18 protein-coding genes are annotated in these 22,780 nt (G+C 57.7%); 4 read left to right on the top strand and 14 right to left on the bottom strand.

From position 1 onward, the window contains the following. Positions 1 to 41 precede the first annotated feature (41 nt). Positions 42 to 4,262 (bottom strand): UvrD-helicase domain-containing protein, encoded by a 4,221-nt coding sequence (locus ACI1P1_RS15430; RefSeq protein ID WP_416217303.1) that lies wholly within the window; start codon positions 4,260 to 4,262, stop codon positions 42 to 44. Continuing rightward, on the bottom strand, positions 4,243 to 7,854 hold the full coding sequence (addB, locus tag ACI1P1_RS15425) for a helicase-exonuclease AddAB subunit AddB (RefSeq protein WP_416217302.1): 3,612 nt from the start codon (positions 7,852 to 7,854) through the stop codon (positions 4,243 to 4,245). The genes ACI1P1_RS15430 and addB overlap by 20 nt, the downstream gene beginning before the upstream one ends. A 205-nt stretch (positions 7,855 to 8,059) precedes the next feature. On the opposite strand from addB, the gene ACI1P1_RS15420 reads away from it, so the two are divergent. Beyond that, positions 8,060 to 8,947, top strand: a complete 888-nt coding sequence (locus ACI1P1_RS15420; RefSeq protein ID WP_416217301.1) for a carbohydrate deacetylase — start codon at positions 8,060 to 8,062, stop codon at positions 8,945 to 8,947. Positions 8,948 to 9,822: 875 nt separating this feature from the next. Here ACI1P1_RS15420 and ACI1P1_RS15415 read toward each other — a convergent pair. Together ACI1P1_RS15415 and ACI1P1_RS15410 are read right to left on the bottom strand one after the other, a co-directional pair. Beyond that, complete coding sequence (locus ACI1P1_RS15415; protein WP_416217300.1) at positions 9,823 to 10,332, bottom strand: ferritin; 510 nt, start codon at positions 10,330 to 10,332, stop codon at positions 9,823 to 9,825. Between the two features lie 187 nt (positions 10,333 to 10,519). Continuing rightward, positions 10,520 to 11,890, bottom strand: coding sequence for a class I SAM-dependent rRNA methyltransferase (locus ACI1P1_RS15410; protein WP_416217299.1), 1,371 nt, complete (start codon positions 11,888 to 11,890; stop codon positions 10,520 to 10,522). A 136-nt stretch (positions 11,891 to 12,026) separates the two neighbouring features. Between ACI1P1_RS15410 and ACI1P1_RS15405 the strand changes: the two genes are divergently transcribed. After that, the gene (locus ACI1P1_RS15405; RefSeq protein ID WP_416217298.1) at positions 12,027 to 12,989 is read left to right on the top strand and encodes a Na/Pi cotransporter family protein; all 963 of its coding nucleotides are present in this window, start codon (positions 12,027 to 12,029) and stop codon (positions 12,987 to 12,989) included. 15 nt (positions 12,990 to 13,004) lie between these two features. Here ACI1P1_RS15405 and deoC read toward each other — a convergent pair whose 3' ends face one another. The 6 genes from deoC to prmA form a co-directional block, all read right to left on the bottom strand. Next, entirely contained in the window at positions 13,005 to 13,679 is a 675-nt protein-coding gene (deoC, locus tag ACI1P1_RS15400) for a deoxyribose-phosphate aldolase (protein WP_416217297.1), read from the bottom strand. Then, the gene (locus tag ACI1P1_RS15395; RefSeq protein ID WP_416217296.1) at positions 13,666 to 14,133 is read right to left on the bottom strand and encodes an NUDIX hydrolase; all 468 of its coding nucleotides are present in this window, start codon (positions 14,131 to 14,133) and stop codon (positions 13,666 to 13,668) included. Before ACI1P1_RS15395 ends, deoC begins: the two co-directional genes overlap by 14 nt. 29 nt (positions 14,134 to 14,162) lie before the next feature. Then, the gene (gene mtaB, locus ACI1P1_RS15390; protein ID WP_416217295.1) at positions 14,163 to 15,500 is read right to left on the bottom strand and encodes a tRNA (N(6)-L-threonylcarbamoyladenosine(37)-C(2))-methylthiotransferase MtaB; all 1,338 of its coding nucleotides are present in this window, start codon (positions 15,498 to 15,500) and stop codon (positions 14,163 to 14,165) included. Further along, entirely contained in the window at positions 15,500 to 16,270 is a 771-nt protein-coding gene (locus ACI1P1_RS15385; protein WP_416217294.1) for a 16S rRNA (uracil(1498)-N(3))-methyltransferase, read from the bottom strand. Before ACI1P1_RS15385 ends, mtaB begins: the two co-directional genes overlap by 1 nt. A 159-nt stretch (positions 16,271 to 16,429) precedes the next feature. Continuing rightward, positions 16,430 to 17,137 (bottom strand): site-2 protease family protein, encoded by a 708-nt coding sequence (locus ACI1P1_RS15380; protein ID WP_416217293.1) that lies wholly within the window; start codon positions 17,135 to 17,137, stop codon positions 16,430 to 16,432. A gap of 7 nt (positions 17,138 to 17,144) precedes the next feature. Beyond that, positions 17,145 to 18,116 carry a 50S ribosomal protein L11 methyltransferase gene (gene prmA / locus ACI1P1_RS15375; RefSeq protein WP_416217292.1) on the bottom strand — a complete coding sequence of 324 codons (972 nt, stop codon included), beginning with the start codon at positions 18,114 to 18,116 and terminating at the stop codon, positions 17,145 to 17,147. Between the two features lie 138 nt (positions 18,117 to 18,254). On the opposite strand from prmA, the gene ACI1P1_RS15370 reads away from it, so the two are divergent. After that, positions 18,255 to 19,196 carry a hypothetical protein gene (locus ACI1P1_RS15370; RefSeq protein WP_416217291.1) on the top strand — a complete coding sequence of 314 codons (942 nt, stop codon included), beginning with the start codon at positions 18,255 to 18,257 and terminating at the stop codon, positions 19,194 to 19,196. A gap of 56 nt (positions 19,197 to 19,252) precedes the next feature. Here the strand turns inward: ACI1P1_RS15370 and ACI1P1_RS15365 are convergent, their stop codons facing one another. Further along, positions 19,253 to 19,621: a hypothetical protein gene (locus tag ACI1P1_RS15365; RefSeq protein ID WP_416217290.1), complete on the bottom strand. Its 369-nt coding sequence runs from the start codon at positions 19,619 to 19,621 to the stop codon at positions 19,253 to 19,255. Further along, positions 19,621 to 19,776: a YfhD family protein gene (locus ACI1P1_RS15360; protein WP_416217289.1), complete on the bottom strand. Its 156-nt coding sequence runs from the start codon at positions 19,774 to 19,776 to the stop codon at positions 19,621 to 19,623. The genes ACI1P1_RS15365 and ACI1P1_RS15360 overlap by 1 nt, the downstream gene beginning before the upstream one ends. 248 nt (positions 19,777 to 20,024) lie before the next feature. On the opposite strand from ACI1P1_RS15360, the gene ACI1P1_RS15355 reads away from it, so the two are divergent. After that, entirely contained in the window at positions 20,025 to 20,858 is an 834-nt protein-coding gene (locus tag ACI1P1_RS15355; protein ID WP_416217288.1) for an undecaprenyl-diphosphate phosphatase, read from the top strand. A 133-nt stretch (positions 20,859 to 20,991) separates the two neighbouring features. On the opposite strand, the gene dnaJ is transcribed toward ACI1P1_RS15355, so the two are convergent. Then, a complete protein-coding gene (gene dnaJ, locus ACI1P1_RS15350; protein ID WP_416217287.1) occupies positions 20,992 to 22,119 on the bottom strand; it encodes a molecular chaperone DnaJ in 1,128 nt (375 codons plus the stop codon). Positions 22,120 to 22,488: 369 nt separating this feature from the next. Then, positions 22,489 to 22,617: a hypothetical protein gene (locus ACI1P1_RS15345; protein WP_416217286.1), complete on the bottom strand. Its 129-nt coding sequence runs from the start codon at positions 22,615 to 22,617 to the stop codon at positions 22,489 to 22,491. Positions 22,618 to 22,780 lie beyond the last annotated feature (163 nt).

The raw sequence follows: 22,780 nt of genomic DNA, 5'->3' as shown, positions 1-22,780 counted from the left end.
CTTAGCTACCCGCCAGCACCCTGCTTCCCAGCTCATGCCTTCTACAGCCGGATCAGCCGGGACTCGTCGAAAAAATACACTGCCAGCTCATCTGGCTTCCGGCCCCATATATCCGTCACCGCCCGTTCGTACAGCTTCAGCTGTACCCGGTAGCGCTCCGCCAGCTCCTTGTTGGTCCGGCCTTTGGTGCGGTCCGTCTTGTAATCCAGAAGCACCAGGCGGCCGTCGCCGTCCTCGAATAAACAGTCAATAATCCCTTGGAGCAGCACCAGCTCCCCTGCCGCCTCCGGCGCACAATCCGGGTAGAGCTCCCCCGCTGCCATCCCCAGGGTAAAAGCCAGCTCCCGCCGGACCTCCTTGGACAAGGACAGCCTGCGGCCAACATCCGTAGCGAAGAAGGCAGCGATAACGCCTCCGTCCAGCACCTCCCGGTCGGAGGGGGTGATAAAACCCGCCTCCGCCAAACGGTTAAGCTCCCCCTCGATGTCCGGAGGCGGCCCTGAGCCGTCCAACGGCATATGCTGCATGGCCGTATGATACAAGACACCCGTCTCTGCTGCAGACAGCTTGCGGGATTTGCGGAAGCGCGGGGTCCGGTACAGAAGTGACTCCCCGCTGCCGGTTTCCACACCAGTTCCACCAGCAGGCGCCCATCCCCCGCCCTCTTGCAGCGGAAGCCACAGACCTAAGCCGGCGGCCCCCTCCTCCGCATCCGTTATACTAAGAATTCTCTTCGCCTCCAGCCGCTTCAGTTCGGTCACAGAGGTTTTGGTGAGTATCGATCCGGCAGCCGGGTTAGGGTATTTCCATTCCAGCCGGCGTCCAAGTTCCTCACGCAAGGCCCCATCCGGCACTGGCACCGGCATCGGCTCCAGCGTCCGCACAGCCTCCATCAGCTTGTCTGCAAACCCGCCTGCAGTTTCGTCCACAGCCGCATGAGTACCGCTCAAGGTCTCCGCATGAACCGCTGAAATCCTCCAGGGAGCGATAACCGCTCCCCCAGTCACAACAGCGGGCAGCACCCAATCGAGATAGGAGCGTGCGGACGCCAGCACATAATCCGACAATGGAGGGATGACACCGGCTGATGCATCAATCTCCCCATTCGCCCCCGGTAATCCAACATCTTCCCCGCCAACCATCAAGCCGCCTACGGCTTCAAGTCGCTTGGACGCAGAAGGCACCGTGCCCACCAGCACCAGCTTTTCCTTGGCCCGGGTCAGGGCCACATACAGCACACGCATTTCCTCCGCCAGTGTTTCCATGCGCAGCCGTCTGCGGATGGCTAGCTGGGGCAGAGTAGGATAGACCGCCTGCAGCTCCTCATCCTTATAGCGCGGGCCAAAACCCAGCTCCTTATGGATCAGGAAAGCCCCGTTCAGATCCATCATGTTAAAACCCTTGGCCGTACCTCCCACAAACACCACCGGAAATTCCAGGCCTTTGCTTTTGTGGATGGACATAATCCGGACAATATCCTCCTGCTCGCCAAGGGTCCGGGCCGTACCCAAATCCCCGCCGCTTTCCCGCATCCGCTCCACAAAACGAAGGAAACGGAACAGGCCGCGGAAGGAGGTTTTTTCATACTGCCTTGCCCGGTCGTACAGCGCCCGGAGATTGGCCTGGCGCTGGGTGCCTCCCGGCAGGCCTCCTACGTAATCAAAATAGCCGGTTTCCCGGTAAATGTCTGCGATCAGTGCAGACAGCTCCCCCTGCACCGCATCCCGGCGCCAGACGGAGAGGCGTTTGCGGAACTGCTCCAGCTTCCCTAACAGCCCCTCCATATTCCGGCGCTCCGTGGCAGAAGCGGCCGTTTCCCGATAGGCCGTCCCGCCTGCGGATACACCGTAGGGCAGCAGGATGGGTGAAGGCGCGGACCTTTCATCCGCCGCCTGGGACCGGTGCTCTTCTTCCTCCACCTGCTTGAACCAAGCCTCCATCGCCCCGTAATAATCTCCCTGCCGCTCAGCCAGCCGGACTTGCGCCAGCTCGTCTGCCGACAGCCCTACCATGGGAGAACGGAGCACCGCCGCCAGAGGGATATCCTGCCTGGGGTTGTCGATCACCTTCAGCAGAGACAGCATGGTCTCCACTTCAGTAGCGGAAAAATAGCCGGTATCAATATCCGCGTAAGCGGGAATCCCCATCAGGGCCAGTTCCTCCATAAACACCGGAGCCCAGCCCCGGGTAGCCCGCAGCAAAATTACCACATCCCGGAAGCGGGTGGGCCTGCGGCTCCCGTCCCGCTCCGCCACGGAAAAGGTCGCTCCGCCGTCCATTCCCGTCAGCGCCCGGATCCGGCTGCCTATGTAACGCGCCTCCAGTTGGGCCGTCTCCAGCTCCTCCCGTTCGGTTTCCCAGGGATTCCTGGCTGCACCGCCGTCCGTTCCTTCTCCTCCCGCGGCACCTCCGGAAAAATCTTCCTCCCCGTCGCTAAACGAATCGGCCTCCATATTCCCGCCGGCGGCACCTTCCGCTGCAGGCCCGGACTTGTCCACCAGAACCAGCTCCGCAGCATAATCCGGGCGGGCTGCACCAGCCAATAAACCGGCTGAAGTCTCCTCATGCTCGGCAAAGCCTGCGCCGTACACCAGCTCGGCGTCCCGGTCATAATCCATCTCTGCCACAGCAGCCCGCATCATCCGGCGGAACAGCACATTCACCCCATCCACCACCTGCCGGCGGCTGCGGAAATTCCGGGCCAGATCAATCCGCTCCCCTGGAGCGGACGCTTCCGTCTCTCCCGAACGGTATTCCTTATACTTGGCCAGGAATAATCCGGGCTCCGCCAAGCGGAAGCGGTAGATGCTCTGCTTCACGTCTCCTACCATAAACCGGTTGCCCGGCAGCGGGCGGCTGATCAGCCCGACGATAGTTTCCTGCACAAGATTGGTATCCTGGTACTCGTCCAGCATCACTTCCACAAACTGTTCTCTATAGGCCAGCGCAGCAGCCGTAGGAATCAATTCTGCGCCATCCCCGTCTGCCGGTTTCCCCAAAATAGAAAGACACATATGCTCCAGGTCGGCGAAATCCAGCAGTCCCTTTTCCCGCTTAGCCGCACTGTACCGCTCCGCAAACTCCGTGGTCAGCTTGCACAACTCCTCCACCACGGGAGCCAGCCGCACCAGCTCAGCCATATACTCCTGCGGCATACGTACAAAAAGCTCCTCCCGCAGCCGCTGGAGCTTATCCTTGGCAGCGCTGCGCAGCTCCTTGACCCGCTCCTGAAGCTCCTTGTCCACCATGTCTCCCTTAACAGGCTTCAGCCGGCCAAAGGCTACCGCACCGAAGGCTTCGTACAACGCCGTCCAGCCCTCCTGCCCGGCAGCAGCCGCAGCCGAAACCATCCGCAGCTCCTCCTCCAGATTGGAGGCATATGGGCCGGGACCGCCGGACTGCCCGCACAGCTCCAAGGCTTCCCCCAGCAAGGCCGCCGCCCCATCAAGCTCCAAGGCCACGTCTTTCAGAAGGGAGACAAACCATGGATGTCCCTCCAGCCTCTCCAGCCCCTCTTCATCGCTCTTCCCGCCTGTCTTTACGCTATCCCTGTCCCCGGTCATAGCACCGCTCTCCGCCCGGAACATGCCGCACATATCCGCCAACCAGCGGTCCGGGAAGGGATGGCTGCGGGAAGCCTCATAGAGCCTCTCCACCAATGCCAAAAGTGCCGCGTCGCTGCGGTCCCCCCCATACCAATCCGCCAGCGTCCAAAAGGGATGTCCCTCCGGCGCTTCCCCGTACCGCTCCTCCAGAAGCGATTCCAGCTCCTCCTGGCGTATCAAGGCGGCCTCCGTATCATCCGCTACCCGGAAACCCGGGTCCAGATTAATGGTATGGAAGTACCGCCGGATCACCTCCATGCAGAAGGAGTGCAAGGTGGTAATGGATGCCCTGTTCAACAGGGACAGCTGGCGCTTCAGGTGGGCGGAATCAGGCATGCCGTAAAGAGCCTTCTCCAGCGCCTCACCGATCCGCTGCCGCATTTCCGCCGCTGCCGCCTTGGTGAAGGTAGCTACGAGAAGCCGGTCCACATCTACCGGATCCTCCTCATCGGACACCCGGCGGATGATCCGTTCCACCAGCACCGCCGTTTTGCCGGAGCCGGCCGCCGCCGCTACCAGCAGGTTCCGCCCCCGTCTGACCACAGCCCGCCATTGGCTGTCCGTCCATTTGCTGCCGGGAGGTTTCTCCGGGAGCCCGGTGAGAGCCTCCGGGAGGCTGCCGCCCGCCGCAAGGCCCTTATTTGCCGAATCCGTCATGGGTGCCCCCTCCTTTCCCGTTTCCTTGTTCCCCTGGAGCCGTTTCCTCCAGAGCCAGCCAGATATCGTTTTTGCCGTATTGGCGCATAGTCCGTTCTTTATTACCCGACAGCTGCGGGTCAAAGCTGCAAACCGGACGGTACGGGCAAAAGGCGCAGGCGGTTTTTTTGCCCAGACGGTAAGGCTCCGCCTCCACTCTTCCTCCGAGAATATCCGTGCCGATCTGCCGCACGGCTCCCCGCACATGGGTGCGCAGCTTCTCCCAGCCCGCTTCCGTGGCTACCGAGGCGCTTTTGTAGAAGGTGCCGTCGGCTTTCATGGCTACGGGGATAAGGTCGGAATGCCCGCCCTTTTCCTTTAAGCTTTTGTCCATGAGAAATACCGTTTCTGCATCGGCCGTAACCAGGCCACGGGTCTTATACTGCTTGCGTGCCGCCGCTTGGGCTTCCCCCTGCTCCGGCTTGTTCCGGCAGGCCAAAAGCGGGTTATGCACATGAAAATACAGCACCCCCGCCGGATGGGCAGGCTCTCCTAACCACATGGGGGCATGGGTCAGCACCACATCCAGATAGGTCAGCATCTGCAGGGACAGCCCGTGATACACCTCCGGCAGCCGGAGCATGGTGGGGCTTGACTTGTAGTCCATAATCCGCAGCAGCAATCCCTTGTCGCTGTAGGCCCGGTCCACCCGGTCGATGCGTCCCACCAGCTCCATGGCATGTCCTCCGGGCAGAGGCAGCACCAGCGCCGGCAGCTCTTCCCCGGGTCCGAAGCCCACCTCCAGCCCCACCGGCACAAACGCGCCCCTGCGGGCATGCTCAGCCAGAGCCGAGGAGGTTTTGGACAAAATCCCTTTGAGGCGGTGGGCCATATACTTGTAACGGGAGGTGCTGGACAAAATTTCGTTCTGCAGCTTGGGGGATAAAAAGTCCACCAGCCCGTTGACCCGGAGGATAATTTCCTCCTCCGTCAGCGAGCCCCAGTCCAGCTGCTCCGCAGAGAGCTGCCGGGCAAAGCCGCTTAAGGCCGCATGGTACAGCTGCCCGATATCGGGTGCCTCCAGCCGGTAAATCTTCCGCTCCCGCAGCCTCAGTCCATACGCCGCAAAATGGGAAAACGGACAGGCGGCAAACCGCTCCATCCGCGACACGCTAGCCCGGAGATTGTCACCGAACAGAAGCAGGGATGTATCTGCAGAAAGCGGCTCCTCCCGGTTGAAATAAAACAGTGAACGGGAGGACGTATGGAGCTTGCTCCTCCATTCCCGGCGGCCCAAAAGCCAGTTGTACGCCAATACCCACACGGGGGATACGTTCTTCCCCTGTTTGGCCTCCCGCAGCTGGGCCACAGCATCCGCAACCGCCTTGCCGGGCGTTGCCACAAACTCCAGCTGCTCGGCGTCCGTCATAGCCGCATGGGGCCGTGCTTCCGCCAGGACCGGCTTAACCGTCGGCAGCAGCCATCCGATCTGCTTCACCACCTCGGAGGGAAGCAGGGTTTTGCCCTCTTCGTCAGCCAGGGCATAGCTCAGATACAACAGGTCCGCAGGAGCGCACAGCACCGTATAGATGAGATACTGCTCGTCCAACAGCCGCCTGCGCCCGCTGTCGGCCATGGGCACACCCTGGTTCAGCAGGAACTCCCGCTCATTTTCGGCAATAATGCCATCGTCGTTGATCTTTTGGGGAAGCACGCCGTCATTGGCTCCCAGCACAAACACCGCTTTTACCTGGGAGGAGCGGGTGCGGTCGATGGTCCCCACCAGCACCTGATCCACCGCCGGCGGAACCAGGCCCATACGCAGGCTGTCCAGCCCTGTCTCCACAAGACGGGCAAACAGCTGCGGCTTCATGGTCTCCTGATCCAAAAGCTCTGCCAGCTGGTCCAGCACATCCATACACAGCTCCCAAATCTGGGAATGCTCCCTGGCCTTCTCCGGACGGCCGTCAGCCACCGCCTGCTGCATCCACAGCTCCAGGCGTTCCGGCACACGCAGCTCCTCCAGCAGTTGGAACAAGGCCTCCGCCATTTCCGGCGCACCTCCGGCCTTCTCCAGTCGCTTTTGCAGCCGTTCCAGGGGCTCGATCGCCCTATGGGCACAAGCCGCAATCACCGGATCAGCCTGTCCGGCTTCCTCCCCCGCAGCCTCTCCGCCAGCCTCGTCAGCAGCCTCCGGTACGGTATCCTCCAAGGGAGCCAGCTTCCGGAGCCTCCAGCTCCGTTCATCGGTAAACCGCCTGCCGTGTATACCATACATCAGCACATAATTCTCGAAGGCATCCCAATCCTCTTGGCACGGGGCATCGTCCTCTCCCGGCAGCGGAAGGAAAAACCCGGTTTTGATGCACCGGAACACCGCCTCGTACGGCCAATAGCCGTTCACCGCCTCCAGGGAGGAGCGGATCAGCTCCACAAGAGGATGATGCAGCACCTGGCGCTTATGGTCCATAAAATACGGAATCCCATATTCGGAAAATACCGTCTCCAGCAGATCCGCATATACCTCCAGACTGCGCAGCCGGAGCGCTATATCCTGCCAGCGGTAGCCCTTATCCCGCACCAGCGCGACCATCTGCCGGGCAGCCACTTCCACCTCTGCCCGGCGGTTCACCGCCGCACGGACAACAACCTGCGGGGCAGCGGACGGCACCGGTGCATAAGTCCTCCTGGCAGAGGACAGCCGGTGCTCATACTGCCGCTCCAGATGAGCCAGCATGGGGCTATGGGTAAACCGGGACGGCACCTGTTTATCCAAAACCTGCACATCCGCACCGTGAACCCCTTTTTCCTCCAAGGCTTCCTGAAGCTTGCGCATAGCGCTGGCGGCCGGATGGAACAGGTCCAGCTCACCGGGGAACTCCCCTGCCGAATACGGCCGGTCCAGGGTAAGGGTCAGAGTCACATTCCGGCTGTGTTGGGCCAAAACCGCAACCGCTGTCCGCTCCTGGGGGGTAAATCCATTAAAGCCGTCGATCCAGATTTCCGCCTCCGCTAACCAGCCGCATTGCCCGGCACGCTCCGCCAGACGGGTCAGAAATGAATCCCCATCCAGATATCCCCGCGCCAACTCAGCTTCATAATGCTTATAGACCAGGATGAGATCATGCAGCTTATTATCCAAAGCGGCTGCCGAATCGGGAAGGCTTTTGCCGATGCGGCGGTAATACCCCTCGAGATCCTCCGGGGTGAGATTATGCCGCTTCCATTCCCCTACCAGACCGTGAAGCTGGTCCACAAAACCCGTTTTATCATATGCCTGCCGGAACAGGCGCAGCTCTTGATTATATTTATGTAAAAGCTTATGCAGCAGCATTTTTTTGCCGAGGTCATCAATGGGGGTCCCTGCGGTCCCTCCGGTTTCCTGCATGACCCGCCACCCCAGGCGGCGGAAGCTCAGAATCTGCGCCCGGATCAGCCCCTTTACACCCGGTGCGGAAACCAAGGCCTGCTCCGTTTGAAAGGTAGCCTGCTCCGGCACCAGCAGCACCAGGGGATGCCCGTCCGGGCTCTCCTGCAGCCTGCTTTTGATCTCCTCCAGACATAGGGTGCTTTTCCCGCTGCCCGCTCTGCCGATCACAAACCGCATGCCCATGCTTCAACGCTCCTTTAGCCGTAACATCTCCCCCCATTGTACCACATCTGTCACCATGGGAACATATGTGTGGAATCTGCCAATATTTTTCAGCCGGAAACATCTTGACTTTCAGGAAAGTCATGGTACACTGCTTTTTGAAATGCGGAGGCCTGATTCAGGCTTTCCGCATTCTTTTTTTATTTCAAAAAGGAGCGTGATCCTGATGTCCCAATCTCTCCCTTTCGCCCCCGAAGCCATCCGGCTGATCATTCATGCCGATGACTGGGGACACCACCCGGCGGTGAACCGCGCCATTCACTCCCTGATCCGGCTGGACGCCATTACCTCTGCTTCTCTCTTGGCAGGGGGCCAGGCCGTTGAGGAAGCCTGCCGATTTGCCGCCGTACATCCCAGCTTCTGCACAGGCGCCCATTTGTCGTTGTCTAATGGTCATTCCCCTCTCGCCTCCACCCGGTCGATTATTAGCCTTATCGGTGGAGAAGAAACCTTTTTAAGCTCATTGTCCGTTTTGGAAAAGGAGGGGGAGCCCGCTGACATTCTGCTGGAGACAAGCGCACAAATCCGGTTTCTTCTGGCCGCCGGCATTCGGCTGACTCATGTGGATACCCACCAAGGCTGTCTGCTGGGTATCCACTCGGGGGATGAACGTCTTTTCCCCGTTATCCGGCAGCTATGCCTGGAGTACCGTTTGCCCTTCAAGCTGCCCCGGCAAATCAAATATGCCCCTGGTCTTCCTCCTGAGGCGCGGACGCAGCTGGCAAACTTGGTGGAATGGCTGGAGCTGCAGGACATTCCCCTGATCGACGACCTGATTGTTCCCGACTACAGCATGGTTCCCGGCGAGGACTATTCCTTGTTTAAAAACCGCATCCTTGACGCACTGTCCGCGCTAAAGCCTGGGACTACAACCGAGCTAACCCTCCATCCCGCTTTGCCCGGCGGGCAGCTGAAGGTGGCCGGAAGCCATTGGATCAAACGGGAATGGGAATACCATCTCCCGCTGGACCCGGATTTCCGCGAGATGCTGCGGAGTCGGAGCATCGTCCTAACCTCCTGGAGAGATCTGCTTCCCTCAAGGCAGCATGAGTAATGGACTTGTTGGTTAGAGGGAGGGGCTGGACTCGGTAAAGAGCGGGGGGCAACCGGGGCGGTTCGCGAAGGTAGGTGGAGCATTGGACTACAGGAGAGAGTGGCGGGGACGGCGGACTAAGCGAGCTTGGACAGCAGGGTTGAATAGCTGGATGAGATGGGCGTCCAGCGGCGAGATTGGACAGCAAGAACGGCGACTGGAGCGAAATCACGGTTTAATGACAATGGTGCGTTCAGCGGGGACAGTCAGCGGATTGCGGTAAGTTTAAGCTGCCGGTAATGAAATCAACGGTAAAGCCGGAGCGGGATCGGTTGACGGAGTTGGGCAGTTGTTTACAAAAAGTTGGTTGCGGGGGGTGCAGTTGGTGAGCACAGCGCTAACGGAACTCAGCGACTCTTAGAAGCCACATTCGTCACTTTTGGCGCGCTAACGGAACTGAGACGCTCTTAGCGGGCAAAACCAGACTAATTAACTGTAATTCCATCCGCTAACGGTCGCTGAGTTCCGTTAAAATTGGCACACCCCCATTTTTGACCTGTAAGTGTCGCGGAGTTCCGTTAGAGCTCCGGGCTCATCAGTCCGGCTCCATTATCCGGTAAATTACACTCGAGCGCGTGCATTCAGAACGGTGTTTTTTTCCCTGATGCCCAAAAGCTCTAATTTGTTCACAAGTTCTCCCCCATTCCAACTCCTGCCCCTTTCCCGCTGCCTCCTGAGTGAAAGGGATAATGGACGACAAGGGGCCGCAAACTCATATCTCACCCCTCGCACCGTCATACTTTAACGCGATAAACCATTAAAAAAGAAACAACCCTCCGCCAATATAGCGAAGGGCTGTCCCCGTTCTATCCGTTTATGCAGCCTTGAGTCAGGAATTAGGCATTGGCCGGGGGAGTGAATACCCGTGTGGCCAGCTCCTGCTCCAAGGCATAAAAAGCGCTGCTGTCCTTGTCGATGCGCTTCAGCTTTTGGATCAGTTTCTCGAAGGTGTCCTCTTCCTCCACCTGCTCGTCAATAAACCACTTCAGGAAACCAATGGTCGCATGCTCCCGCTCCTCCATGGCAATATCCATGAGCTTGTAGAAGCGCCGGGTGTTTTCCTTCTCATGCTTCAGGCCCTTCTTGTAGCAGTCCAGGACCGATTCATACCCGTTGAAAACGTCGCCCATCCCGCTGATGGTGGCTCTCGCCCCCACTGCATTGATGTAGTTGTAGATCTTCATGGCATGGAACCGTTCTTCCTCCGCCTGGACAAGGAAGAAGTTGGCAAAGCCGTCCAGATTCTCCGACGAACAGTAGGCGGCCATGGCCACATACACGTGTGCGGAGTAAAACTCGAAATTCAACTGCTCATTCAATTCCTTCAACAGATTGTCGCTAACCATTTTCCATTCCCCTTTCAAAAAATGAATTTTAAATTTGGGGTTCTTTTTCTACTTCCAATGATGAACCAACTCGTCTGTTTTTGTCAAATTGAACACCCAACTTTATCCTTCGCCTGGTCAGTTGCCGCTTAAACCAGCCGCTCCCGGCTGCTACCGGCCGCTTCCATCCGCCGCACCGGCCTTCATCCTACTTCCGGCTGTGCACCTGAAAAATGGCGAACTTCAGATAATTGCCCTCGTCCACCCCGAGAATCTGGGGATGGTCCTTGCCTGCGCCGCGGAACTCCAGAAGCCGCAGCACCTTGCCTGCATCCTTGGCTGCTTCGTGGATGGTCTCCAGAAACAGGTCCGGCCGGACATGGTAGCTGCAGCTGGCCGTAACCAAAAACCCGCCTTCATTGACCAGCTTTAGCCCATGCAGGTTAATATCCTTATACCCGCGGCAGGCACCTTCAACCGCATTCCGGGTTTTGGCAAAGGCCGGAGGATCAAGGATCACCACATCCCAGGTCCGGCCCCCTTGTGCCAGCTTGGCGGAGGTATCCACCTTCTTTTCTGCCGCAGCGGCACGCTCCTTGCGGTCGTCAAGCCCCTTCACCTGGGCCCGCAAATATTCGAATGCATCGGCCACCACGAATTCCACCCGGTCCTGAAAGCCGTTCAGCTCCACATTCCGCCGTGCAGACTCCACCGCCAGCTCCGATATATCCAGGCAGGTGACCTTCTTCGCTCCGAATTTGCAGGCATTCAGTGTAAAGCTCCCCGTATGGGAAAAACATTCCAGCACCGTGGCTCCGTCCCAGTAGGGGAAGGTAACCACCTTGCCGTTGGGGTTAACAGGGACGGTTTCCCTGCCGTTCTCCGTCTCCCGCTCCTCCAGGCGGATGCCGCTTCTGGCTCCCCAGCCCTTCACCAATGGAGCGAGCAGAGCCCGGTTAGCTTGCTGGTCGAAGAAATACCCCGTTTTTTGGCCGTGGACAATGTCCACCTCCAGCAGCAGGCCGTTTTCCGTAATCTGCACCTTTTCCGGGCAATCCCCGTACAGGACGCCCGTGCGCTGGCTCAATCCTTCCAGCTCGCGGACAGACACATCGCTGCGCTCATAAATCCCCGCCGGCCCAAACACCTCAACCAGCGCGTCCACAATGAGCTCCCGGCGCAAATCCATACCCAAGGTGAGGATCTGTACTACCAGGATATCGCCGAAGCGGTCCACCACCAGCCCCGGCAGGAAATCCGCTTCTCCGTACACTGCCCGATATGCGGACGCCTCAGGCAGAAACCGCTCCCGCAGCTCCCGGCAGCGGAGCAGCCGTTCCGTCAGAAGCTCACGGGTCAGCTCCTCCATGGGCTCGTATCCCACTACCCGGACCCGGATCTGCGAGGCTTCGTTATAATAGCCTGAAGCCAGGAATTGCCCCGCATGGCTGCGCACATGGACAATCTCTCCCGGTGCCGGCTCCCCTTCCACCCGCTCAATCTCGTTGGCGAATATCCAGGGATGCCCTTCCTCCAGCCGCTTCTTGCGTTTCCGTATCAAAAAAACAGACGCAACCATCCAAACCTCTCCTGTCCCTTGTTCCAATTTATGTACCAACGGCGGACAAACCAACATGTCCGGCCCCGGCTTGTCATACATATACAATACATCTTCCATCACCTGAAGCAATCAGGCAGAAAGGAGCAGGATTCCGTTGTTCTCACTCATTATTCTGCCGATGGCGGCGGGGCTGGCGATTTTCCTCTTTGGCATGAAGGCCATGGAATGGGCCTTGCACAGCTGGGCCGGGCGCTACCTTCAGGTGATTCTGGAACGCTTCACCCGGACTCCCGCCAGGGGACTTGTGGCCGCAACGGGAATAACGGCCGTTCTGCAGAGCAGCACCGCCGTCACCGTCATCACCATCGGTCTGGTCAACGCCGGGGTAATGAGATTCCCCCAGACCCTGGGCATTATTCTGGGCAGCAATATCGGCACCTGCATGACCACCGAGCTGGTCGGCCTGGATTTGACCCGGCTGGCGCTACCGATCCTGCTGGGAGCCGCCGTGCTGTGGTTCACGGCCCTTAGCCTGCCGGACAGCAGCTACCCTGCCCGCAAGCTCCGCTCCCTGCGGCTGGTTCCTATCGCCGTCATGGGTTTTGCCTGTGTGCTGCTTGGGATGCAGGTGATGCAGAGCATCACACCCGCCCTGCAATCCATGGGCATGCTGGGCTGGTTCGTCCAGAAGGCCCAGGAGAGCCTGTTCTGGGGTGTGATGGCCGGCGCCGCCGTTACCGCCCTTCTTCACAGCGGAGCCGTCACCATCGCCATGACCATGGGGCTGGCCTCCATCCAGGCCATCACCCCGGAGCTGGGCATCGCCATCGTCATCGGCGCCAACATCGGTACCTGCGTCACCGCATTGATCGCCAGCATCGGCGGCTCCCGCTTCGGCCTCTACGTGGCCTGGGCGCATATCCTGCTGAACGCGGGAGGCGCGCTATTATTCTTCCCCCTCACCGGTGTCCTGGAGCAGATGACCGCCATTATCACCACCGACCCGGGCGCCCAAATTGCCCATGCCCAGACCATTTTCAACATCGTCTGCTCCCTGGTGGCACTGCCGCTTTGTTACCTGCCCGGCTTGCGCCGCATCCAGCTTGACGCTTCGTAACAGTGCCGCAGCTCCTTAATAACCGCTGCCGCCTGCTGCACCCGATACAATCGCCACACCGGAGCTGGTACCCAGACGGGTTGCACCCGCTTCGATCATCAGGAGGGCTGCCGCTCTATCCCGCACGCCGCCTGACGCCTTCACGCCGATATGGGGCGAAACGGAGGCACGCATCAGACGGATATCCTCCACTGTCGCTCCTCCCGGACCGAAGCCGGTGGAGGTTTTTACGTAATGGGCCCCGGCCTGCTCCGAAAGCCGGCAAGCCGTTTCCTTTTGCTTATCATTGAGGAAGCCCGTTTCGAAGATTACCTTCACGATGGCGCTTCCTTCCACAGCCTTCACCACCTGGCGGATATCATCCTCCACCTGGTCCAGACGCCCCTCCAGCAGCTGGCCGATCTGCAGCACCATGTCAATTTCATTGGCGCCGTTCTCCACGGCATCCGCCGCCTCCGCTGCTTTGGCTTTGGGTGTGTTCGCTCCAAGTGGGAATCCGCACACCACACTGATTTTAACCTCCGAACCCTTCAGAAGCTCCTTGCAGTACGGCACCCAAACCCCGTTGACGCAAACGCTGTAAAATTGATGCTCCACCGCTTCCCGGCACAGCTTCTCGATAGCCTGCGACGTAGCATCCGCCTTTAACAGCGTATGGTCGATAAATCCGCCCAAATTAATGGTTTCCATCGTTTCGCTTCATCCCCTTCTCGTCATATCCCAATTCCCACAACGCCTTGTGCAGGATGGAATCATTATTGGCATAGCCGTTTTTGCGCTGTCGGTAAGCCGCATCCGGCACCTCCAGCCATTCCACTCCCCGGATTTCCTCCACCTGGGGCTTAAGCGTTCCGCCTTCCGCCTCTACCAGATAATAATGGACCTCCTTGTGGACAAGCCCCACCCGCGGAAGATGATATTGGTAACGGATCACATCCAGCGGCTTGATAATGCGCCCCGTAATCCCCGTCTCCTCCCGGATTTCCCGGAGCGCGGTTTCCTTGACGGTTTCACCGGTCTCCATCTTTCCTTTGGGAAGCGTAATTTTTCCGTACCGGTCCTGAATCAGCTGAATTTGCTGCCGTCCTTCGAAGTTCCGGTACACCACTCCTCCGGCGGATATTTCCTTCACGCTTTTATTCATCCCCTTACTGAAGACTTTAAAACCTGCTCTTAACGGGAAAACCCGGACATTACTGTCTCATTGAGCCTAACACCCCGGCAATAGGGGACTCCCGCCTCTGTCATACGAACCTGAACCATCCGCCCTGCCAGCTCCTTGGGTCCGGAGAAGGCAATATGCAGATAATTGTCCGAATGTCCGATCAGCTCCACATCCCCGTCGCCTTCGTAGGCGCCCATCTCCGGGATGACCTCCAGGATCTGTCCGGCGAAGCGCTTGGAATACTCCAGCCGCATCCGGGAGGACAGCTCCATCAGCAGGCTGACCCGGCGGTTCTTCTCCTCCTCCGGAATCTGCCCGTCCATCCTGGCGGCAGGTGTGCCCGTCCGTTTCGAATAAGGGAAGATATGCATATCCGCAAACTGCATCCGTTCCATAAAATGCAGGCCGCTCTCAAACATCTCCACGGTTTCGCCGGGAAAACCGGTAATCACATCCGTGGTTACCGCCACATCCGGCATGGTTCTGTGGATCAGTTCCAGCTTGCGGCCAAATTCCGCCGTGGTATACTTCCGGCGCATGGCAGCCAGCACCGTATCATCCCCGGCCTGCAGGGGAATGTGCAAATGGCGGCACATTTTGGAGGAGGAGCCCAGCACGTCCAGAATCTGCTCGTCAATTTGGCTGGCTTCAATGGAGCTGATGCGGATTCGCTTGAGACCGTCCACCTTGTCCAAATCCCGCAGCAGCATGGCCAGATTGTAGCCGTCCAGATCCTCCCCGTACCCGCCGGTATGAATACCCGCCAGCACAATTTCCTCATAGCCTGTCTCCACCAGCTGTCTGGCCTGGGCCAGCACACTTTCCGGCTTGCGGCTGCGGATAAGCCCTCTGGACCAAGGAATGATGCAGAAGGTGCAGAAGTTATTGCAGCCCTCCTGGATTTTCAGGAACGCCCGGGTATGGCCGGTAAATTCGGGAACATCCAGCTCCTCGAATTCCCGGGTTTTCATGATATTGCGGACGGCGTTGATTGGCGCTCTTTCCGCCTGATACTTGTGGACCAGGTCCATCATCTTGTCCCGGTCCTGGGTGCCGATGACAATATCCACGCCGGGGATGGCGGCAATCTCCGCAGGCGCAGTCTGGGCATAACATCCGGTAACGGCAATAATCGCCTCCGGATTGCGGCGGATGGCGCGGCGGATAGCCTGGCGGCTTTTTTTGTCCCCTGTATTGGTGACCGTGCAGGTGTTAATCACATACACATCCGCCTTTTCTTCAAACTCCGCCTTTTCGTAGCCCTCGTTGCGGAAGAGCTGCCAGATCCCTTCCGTCTCATAAAAATTCACCTTGCAGCCCAAGGTATGAAACGCAACCCTTGCCATCAGCTCTTCCCTCCCATTTCTCCCGATTCATACATAATGCAAGCCAACGCCGCCATTGCGGCAGTTTCCGTACGCAAAATCCGTTTGCCTAGACTGATGCTCCTGCAGCCGGCAGCCTCCGCCTCCAGGGCCTCCTGCTCCGTAAAGCCCCCTTCCGGGCCTACCAGAACCAGGATTCTCGGGCGGCGCCCGTCAGCCGCAGGGGAGCTCAATTGCTCCGCCAGCCGCTCCCGCAGGGTGAGCCCGCTTTCCAGCTCATAACAGAACAAGGCCAGATCCGTTTCCTTCACCAGCTCCAAAAGCCGCTTCCAGCTTACCGGTGTTTCCACAGCCGGAACCCGGTTCCGGTGCGCCTGCTCCGCCGCTTCCTTGGCAATTTTGGACCAACGCTCCACACGTTTGGCCTCTTTTTTGTCATCATATTGCACAACCGTCCGTTTGGACAAAAAGGGAATAAACCGGTCTGCCCCAAGCTCCGTACACTTCTGGATGACCGTCTCCAGCTTGTCCCCCTTGGGCAGGCTTTGGGCGATCCACACCTCTACGGTCGCCTCTTTATCCATCGGAAGCTCCCGGACTACCTCCGCCTCTACCAGCCCTTTGCCGATGTCAGACACCCGGGCCAGCACCTCCCGGTCCAAGCCGTTGCTTATAATAATTTCCTCGCCGGGTTCAGCGCGCATCACCTTCACCAGATGATGGGCGTCGTCGCCAGTTAACCTCGCCAGATTGCCTTCCAATTGCTCCGGCGGCACAAAATAACGTTGCATGGCCTACGCCAACCTTTCTTGTTGAGAGCTTACGGCCATCTGCAGGCCTGCAATAACGATGTACTCCTTCTACCCGCCAAAAACGCCTCGAAGTTAAGCCCGGTTGAACGGCCCCGGCTAACGGCGCCATTTCCAACGGACTTAACTCCCGGAGCGACTCTACAGCATCAGAATCCCGATTTTGGACAGCTGCTCGTGACTCCCGAACAGCATAACAAACAGCTGGTTAATCCCCCGCAGCAGATCCCACCGCAAATCCAGGACCGGTCCCAGGGTCACACTATACAGCGGATGAATCAGCACAATCACAAGAAAAACCAAAACCGCATACTGTTCAAAGGTCCGCATCCGCTCCCGCCATTGCACCGGGAGGAATTCATAAATAATCCGGTAACCGTCCAAGGGCGGCAGCGGCAGAAGATTAAAGATAAACAACCCCAAATTCAAGAGAATATGCATTTGCAAAAAGATGGAAACCGCCCGGAACACCCCAACCGACATTGCCTCGTAGGCATTGAAGTGGGACAGCAGAAAAGCCGTCAATACCCCCACCACAGCCAGAACCAGGTTGGACAAGGGTCCCGCTACAGAAACCAGCACACTCATCAGCCGCGGCTTTTTGAAGAAGCTGGAGCGGATCAGAACCGGACGCGCCCAGCCGAAACCTGCCAGAAAGACTAACAGAATGCCCATGATATCAATATGAACACGAGGATTCAAGGTCAGTCGGCCCATGGACCGGGGAGTGGGATCGCCGAAGCGGTCCGCCACATAGGCATGGGCAAATTCATGCAACGTAAACGCCAACACTATTACAATCAGATAGAACGGCAATACATCAAACTGAATGCCGAACAGATTATTCATGCATCACCTATGGCTTTCTGGCAACAATCGCCACCCAATCTGTCTCCTCGTAACGGTCTTCCACCCGGAAGCCGGCCTCGGTTAAGGCCCGTTCCACCTCCGCCTGCTTTTGCTTGATGATGCCCGACGCGATATAGGTGCCTCCGCTTTGCAGCGCTTCGAACACATCGGCGACGAACAGAAGAATAATTTCAGCCAGAATATTGGCGACTACGACCTGTACCGGAAGGGTAACTCCCAACCCCTCTTTTCCTTCGGCCTGAGTCCGGATGGCCTTCAGCAGATCGCTTTCCACAACTGTAATTGTCTCTTCCAGGCCGTTCAAACGGGTATTCTCCGTGGCGCTGGAGACGGCTACCGGGTCCAAATCCAGGGCAAGCACATGGCTTGCGCCCAGCTTGGCGGCGGCAATGGACAGAATGCCTGAGCCGGTGCCCACATCAATGACCTCATCCCCAAGCTTCACAACACTCTCCAAGGTGCGCAGACAAAGGGCGGTTGTGGCATGGGTGCCGGTGCCGAAGGCCATACCCGGATCCAGCTCCAGAATGATTTCCTCCGGGCCTGCCTCGTACTCCTCCCAGGTCGGTTTGATGGTGAGGCGGTCAGACACGCGCAATGGCTTAAAATACTGCTTCCAGGCTGTGGCCCAATCCTCCTCGTCCACTTCCTTCATGCTGAACTGGGGATTGCCCGTATCGATGTCATAGTCCGAAAGCTCCGCCACCGATTCCTTCAGCTGAGCCAGAATGTCATCCATTCCGGTGCCCTGGGGAAAATACCCCTGAATCACCGCGCGGCCTTCGGGAATATCGTTCAACGGTTTTTCGTACCATTGGCCGAGTGATGTGTCCCGCTGCTTGTTCAGCGTGCCCGATTCCTCGATGGTGACGCCGCCTGCGCCCAGCTCATGGAGAAAGTTGGAGATCATTTCAATTGCTTCTTCCGTGGTGTGAACCGTAATTTCGTACCAACGCATATCCGTAAATCCTCCCGGTCGATTCTCATAGGTAAAGCGGCAATTTGGCCGCACGTCCCTCTATTCTACTACAACCGAAACGATATAGGCAAAATTCGCGTATTTAACAAGAGAAACAAATTGAACGGAGGATGGCCGATGTTTGAGGAATGGAACCGGAGACATGCAGAGTGCAAGGAAAACATCCGCAACAAAGAAAGGTGGGAGCAGCAGCTTTCAGCTGTGAATAAACGCTGCCGGGATTTGGAGAAGCAAACCTTTTTATGGCGGGCAGTGGTTGCGCAGGAGGAGGAGGATGTGGAGCGCCTTTTGTCCATGAGTGTTTCCAATCTATGGTACACCCTTACCGGACAGAAGGACGAGAAGCTGGGCCAGGAGGAAAAGGAGGTGCTGGAGGCCCGGCTCAAATATGATCAGGCCGCGGCATTGCTGGAGGAGGCTGAGCTTGAGAAGGCCGAGCTTAAGGAAAAGCTGCTGGCCACCGGCTCTGCGGAAATGCTTCTTGCTGAGCTGATGCGGGAAAAGGAGCAGCTGATACACCGGTTCAAGCCTGAGCTCGCAGGAGAGCTGGTCCGGCTATCCGAGGAGATGTCCGATGCCAGGACCAGGCTGACGGAGCTTAAGGAAGCGGCAGCAGCGGGACGGGATGCTCTGGCCGCATTGGAGATTGCCGATTCCAGTTTGAACTCCGCGGAAAACTGGAGCACCTTCGATATTCTCGGCGGGGGCTTCATTGCCACACATATGAAGCACAGCCGGCTTCAAGCCGCTCAAACCTATGCAAAGGAAGCCGGCAAGAAGCTGCTGCGGCTGCGCGATGAGCTGGACGATGTCAAGATGCAGCTGACCGCCTTTGATACAGATATCAGCGATACGCTGCGTTTGGGCGATTATTTTATGGACGGCTGGATTACCGACTTTCTTGTCCAGGAGCGGATTGAGAAGGCGGACCAGAAGCTGCACAGCTATATCCGCCAGGTTGACGGAATCACCCACGCCCTGGAGCAGCAGGCTTCGGAAACGGAGATTCAATGGCGCAGACTGAAAGACCAGTGCGATTCTTTAGTGGAGAACGCCTAAGCCTAATCAAAAGCAAAAAGCAGGAGCCCTTTTGGACGGGAACTCCTGCTTTTCTTTTACACCATTCCACCCGCCTGCTCCACCAGATGAAGCACCTGATGATGGATGGACTCGTTCACGATGGCAGTTAAGAGAATATCCCTGCCGGTCACACCGTTGCCGCCTCCGTCGCTTAGCCCGCTGGCGGCAGGGTCGGCAGCCATCAGAACGCCGGCATCACGGGAGTTTACCTCTGCCTCCTGGGTCAGTTCACCCAGACTGGAGACATTGCCGGTAGCCGGATTAATCTGGATTTCCCGGGCCTCCTGGGGATACTTGGCCACATGGTCAATCCGGGCGTCCTCCACCCGGAGCGCCTTCAGCTTGTTCAGCACTTCCTGCGCTTCATCCCGCGTTTTGAAATAAGCCAATACGTTCTTTTCCATCAGAATTCATTCTGCCGCTTCTCCGCGGCCTCAGCACGCTCCATAGCCTCCAGATCTTCCGCATCCGCCTCGTCCATGGAAAACTCCACATCCTGAGCTTTTACAATGGGGAGCCGCTTAGCGGTTTTGGGCAAGGAGAAATTCTTTTTATCCATGTGATAGGCCTCCTTATTTGAGAACACTTTGCTGGAAAAAGGGATTTTTGGGGACACCTGCTACAAATCGGAACCGGCATCCGTCATATAAACACAAGGGTAACGGCGGCACCCATAGGTTAAGCCGGGGCGGCGATTCTTATGCAGCGTTTGATTTACTATCCTTGTCCCTAGCGTATATAATGGGGGTTGCACGCGCCGCGGTACCGTATCCCGCAATTTTACTCTATCAAAAGGAAGATGCTACAATGACAAGTTTGGATTGGCTGGAGCTTTTGAAAGTGATTTTTCTCGGTATTGTCCAGGGAATAACCGAATGGCTGCCCATCAGCAGTACCGGGCACATGATTCTGGTGGACGAATTTCTGTCCCTGCATGCCAGCGCCGCATTTATGGAGATGTTCCTGGTAGTGATCCAGTTCGGCTCCATACTGGCGGTTGTAGTCATCTATTGGAGCAAGCTGGTCCCGTTTACGTTCAAGGGCGGGCTGACGGTGAAGAAGGATGTTCTCTCCATGTGGCCCAAAATTGTCGTTGGCTGTATTCCGGCCGGGATTTATGCCGTCACTCTGGATGACAAACTGAATCCCATCTTTTACAACTACGGGACCGTTGCCGTGATGCTGGTTCTGGTGGGCATTCTGTTTATCATCATCGAAAACAACAACAAGGGCCGCATTGCCTCCGTCACCGATATCGGCGGGCTGACCTACCGGATTGTGTTCCTGATCGGGATTTTCCAGCTTATCGCCGCCATTTTCCCCGGCACCTCCCGTTCGGGAGCAACCATCGTGGGAGCATTGGTGCTGGGCGTTTCGCGGACCATTGCGGCAGAGTTCACCTTTTTCCTGGCGGTGCCCACCATGCTTGGGGCAAGCCTGCTGAAGCTGATGAAATTCGGCTTTAACTTCTCGTCTGAGGAGCTGGTCTGGCTGATCGTCGGGATGGCCGTAGCGTTTGTGGTATCGTTGGTCATTATCCGTTTCCTGATGAATTACATCCGGAAGCATGACTTTAAGGTATTCGGCTGGTACCGGATTATACTGGGTTTGCTGGTGCTCGTTATCTTTTGGCTCCGGTAAATAAGTACATAGCCTGATTCGCTTGGCTCATTGGCTGCGTCCGCAGCCGCCATTATCACTGCCTCTTATACCGCCAAAAAAGCCGGCTTCCCCTTTGGGAAACCGGCTTTTTGCTTGTTGAAAACAGCTGCTGCTATTCGCCTAAAAATGCTTTTTTCATCCGCTCGAACAAGGACTGCTGCTTCTCATGCATAAACTCCCCGTTGAGACCGGAGAACTGGCGGAGGAGCTCCTTCTGCTCGTCAGTGAGGTTGGAGGGGGTTACCACCACCACCTTCACGTGCTGGTCCCCTTGGCCGTAACCCCGGAGGCGCGGCACTCCTTTTCCTTTGAGCCGGAAGAAGGTGCCGGTTTGAGTGCCGGCGGGAATCTTCAGCTTCACCTTTTCGGTCAGCGTAGGAATTTCGATTTCATCCCCCAGAGCAGCCTGGGCAAAGGTGAGAGGCACCTCGCAGTAGATATCGTCACCTTCGCGCTCGAAGAAATCATGGGATTTCACACGGATGACGATGTACAGATCGCCGGAGGGGCCGCCCTTGGTGCCGGCTTCCCCTTCGCCGGATACCCGCAGCTGGGCTCCGTCATCTACACCTGCGGGAATCTTCACATGAATCTTCCGCTGTTTCTTCACCTTGCCGGTGCCGTGGCAATCATTACACTTATCCTTGATCAGCGTGCCTTGGCCGTTACACGCGGAGCAAACTCTGCGGTTGACAATCCGGCCGAAAGCGGTGTTCTGCACCACTTCCTGCTGGCCGCTGCCTTTGCAGACATTACAGGTTTCCGCTTTGGTGCCGGGTTTTGCCCCGTTGCCGTGGCAGGTTTCGCAGGTTTCCGTCCGGGGAATGGTAATATCCATTTCCTTGCCGAACACCGCTTCCTTAAACTCTATGGTCATGGAATATTGCAGGTCGTTGCCCCGTTGGGGCGCATTGGGATTGCGGCGCTGGCCGCCTCCCCCGCCGAAAAACATATCGAAAATATCGCCGAAGCCGCCGAAGTCCTGGCCGTTGAAGCCGCCTCCGCCGCCCATACCCTGGTTCGGGTCCACATGGCCATACCGGTCATAGGTGGCGCGCTTCTGGTCGTCGCTCAGCACGTCGTATGCTTCCTTCGCTTCCTTGAACTTCTCTTCCGCGTCGGCGGCTTTGTTCACGTCCGGATGATACTGGCGTGCCGCCTTGCGGAAAGCCTTCTTGATATCCTCCGCATTGGCGCCCTTTTCCACGCCAAGCACCTCGTAATAATCCCGCTTGCTCACTGTTCCACCGCCTTATTCATTTCCCCACAAAGTGAAGCCTGCCCTCGAAGCAGATTCCGGGTACTTTGCGGGGACCCCAAAATATACAAACCACTTCCGGTCCCGGATATGTTATGGAGCCTCGAAATTGGCACAGCCAATTTGAGGGCTATCTACATTTCCCCAAATTACTATATCATGTCTGGCCGCTGTCTGACAGCAGGTCAAACTGTTAAAAAGCCCCACCGGCATTCTAACGGAAGTGAGAGCCGTTGTTTGGCCTACAATCCGCATTTGCAAAATCTAACGGAAGCCAGCGCCGTTATTTCGGCCAATTCAGCCGGATTCCGCCTGCCGTACGGCAAATAGCGACTCTCACCGCCGTTAGAATCAAACCGGCGTCTCCAGAAGGCAAATAGCGGCTTCTACCGCCGTTAGCTTCCACGGCAGGCAGCTGGCGGGTAAGCAGGGACGCAAGGATGCAACAACCTGCATCTCGTTGTCCTCGTACTCCCACATGTACCGCCTCCACCATCGCAGAAGCGTTGCCGCAGCTTCGTTAACGCCAAGCCGCAGCACCCGTCACCATTAACACCGCCGCGGACCTCACGCCGGCATCAGCCACCGGCCCCGCCTTCCGGCGAGTCCCCATCCGCGTCCAGCGCAAAGCCAAAGCCGGTAA

The organism is Paenibacillus mesotrionivorans (genome assembly GCF_046098205.1).
Taxonomy (GTDB): Bacteria; Bacillota; Bacilli; order Paenibacillales; family NBRC-103111; genus Paenibacillus_AR; species Paenibacillus_AR mesotrionivorans.
The sequence above is the reverse complement of the archived record's forward strand: the minus strand, read 5'-3'. Positions and strand labels throughout refer to the sequence as shown.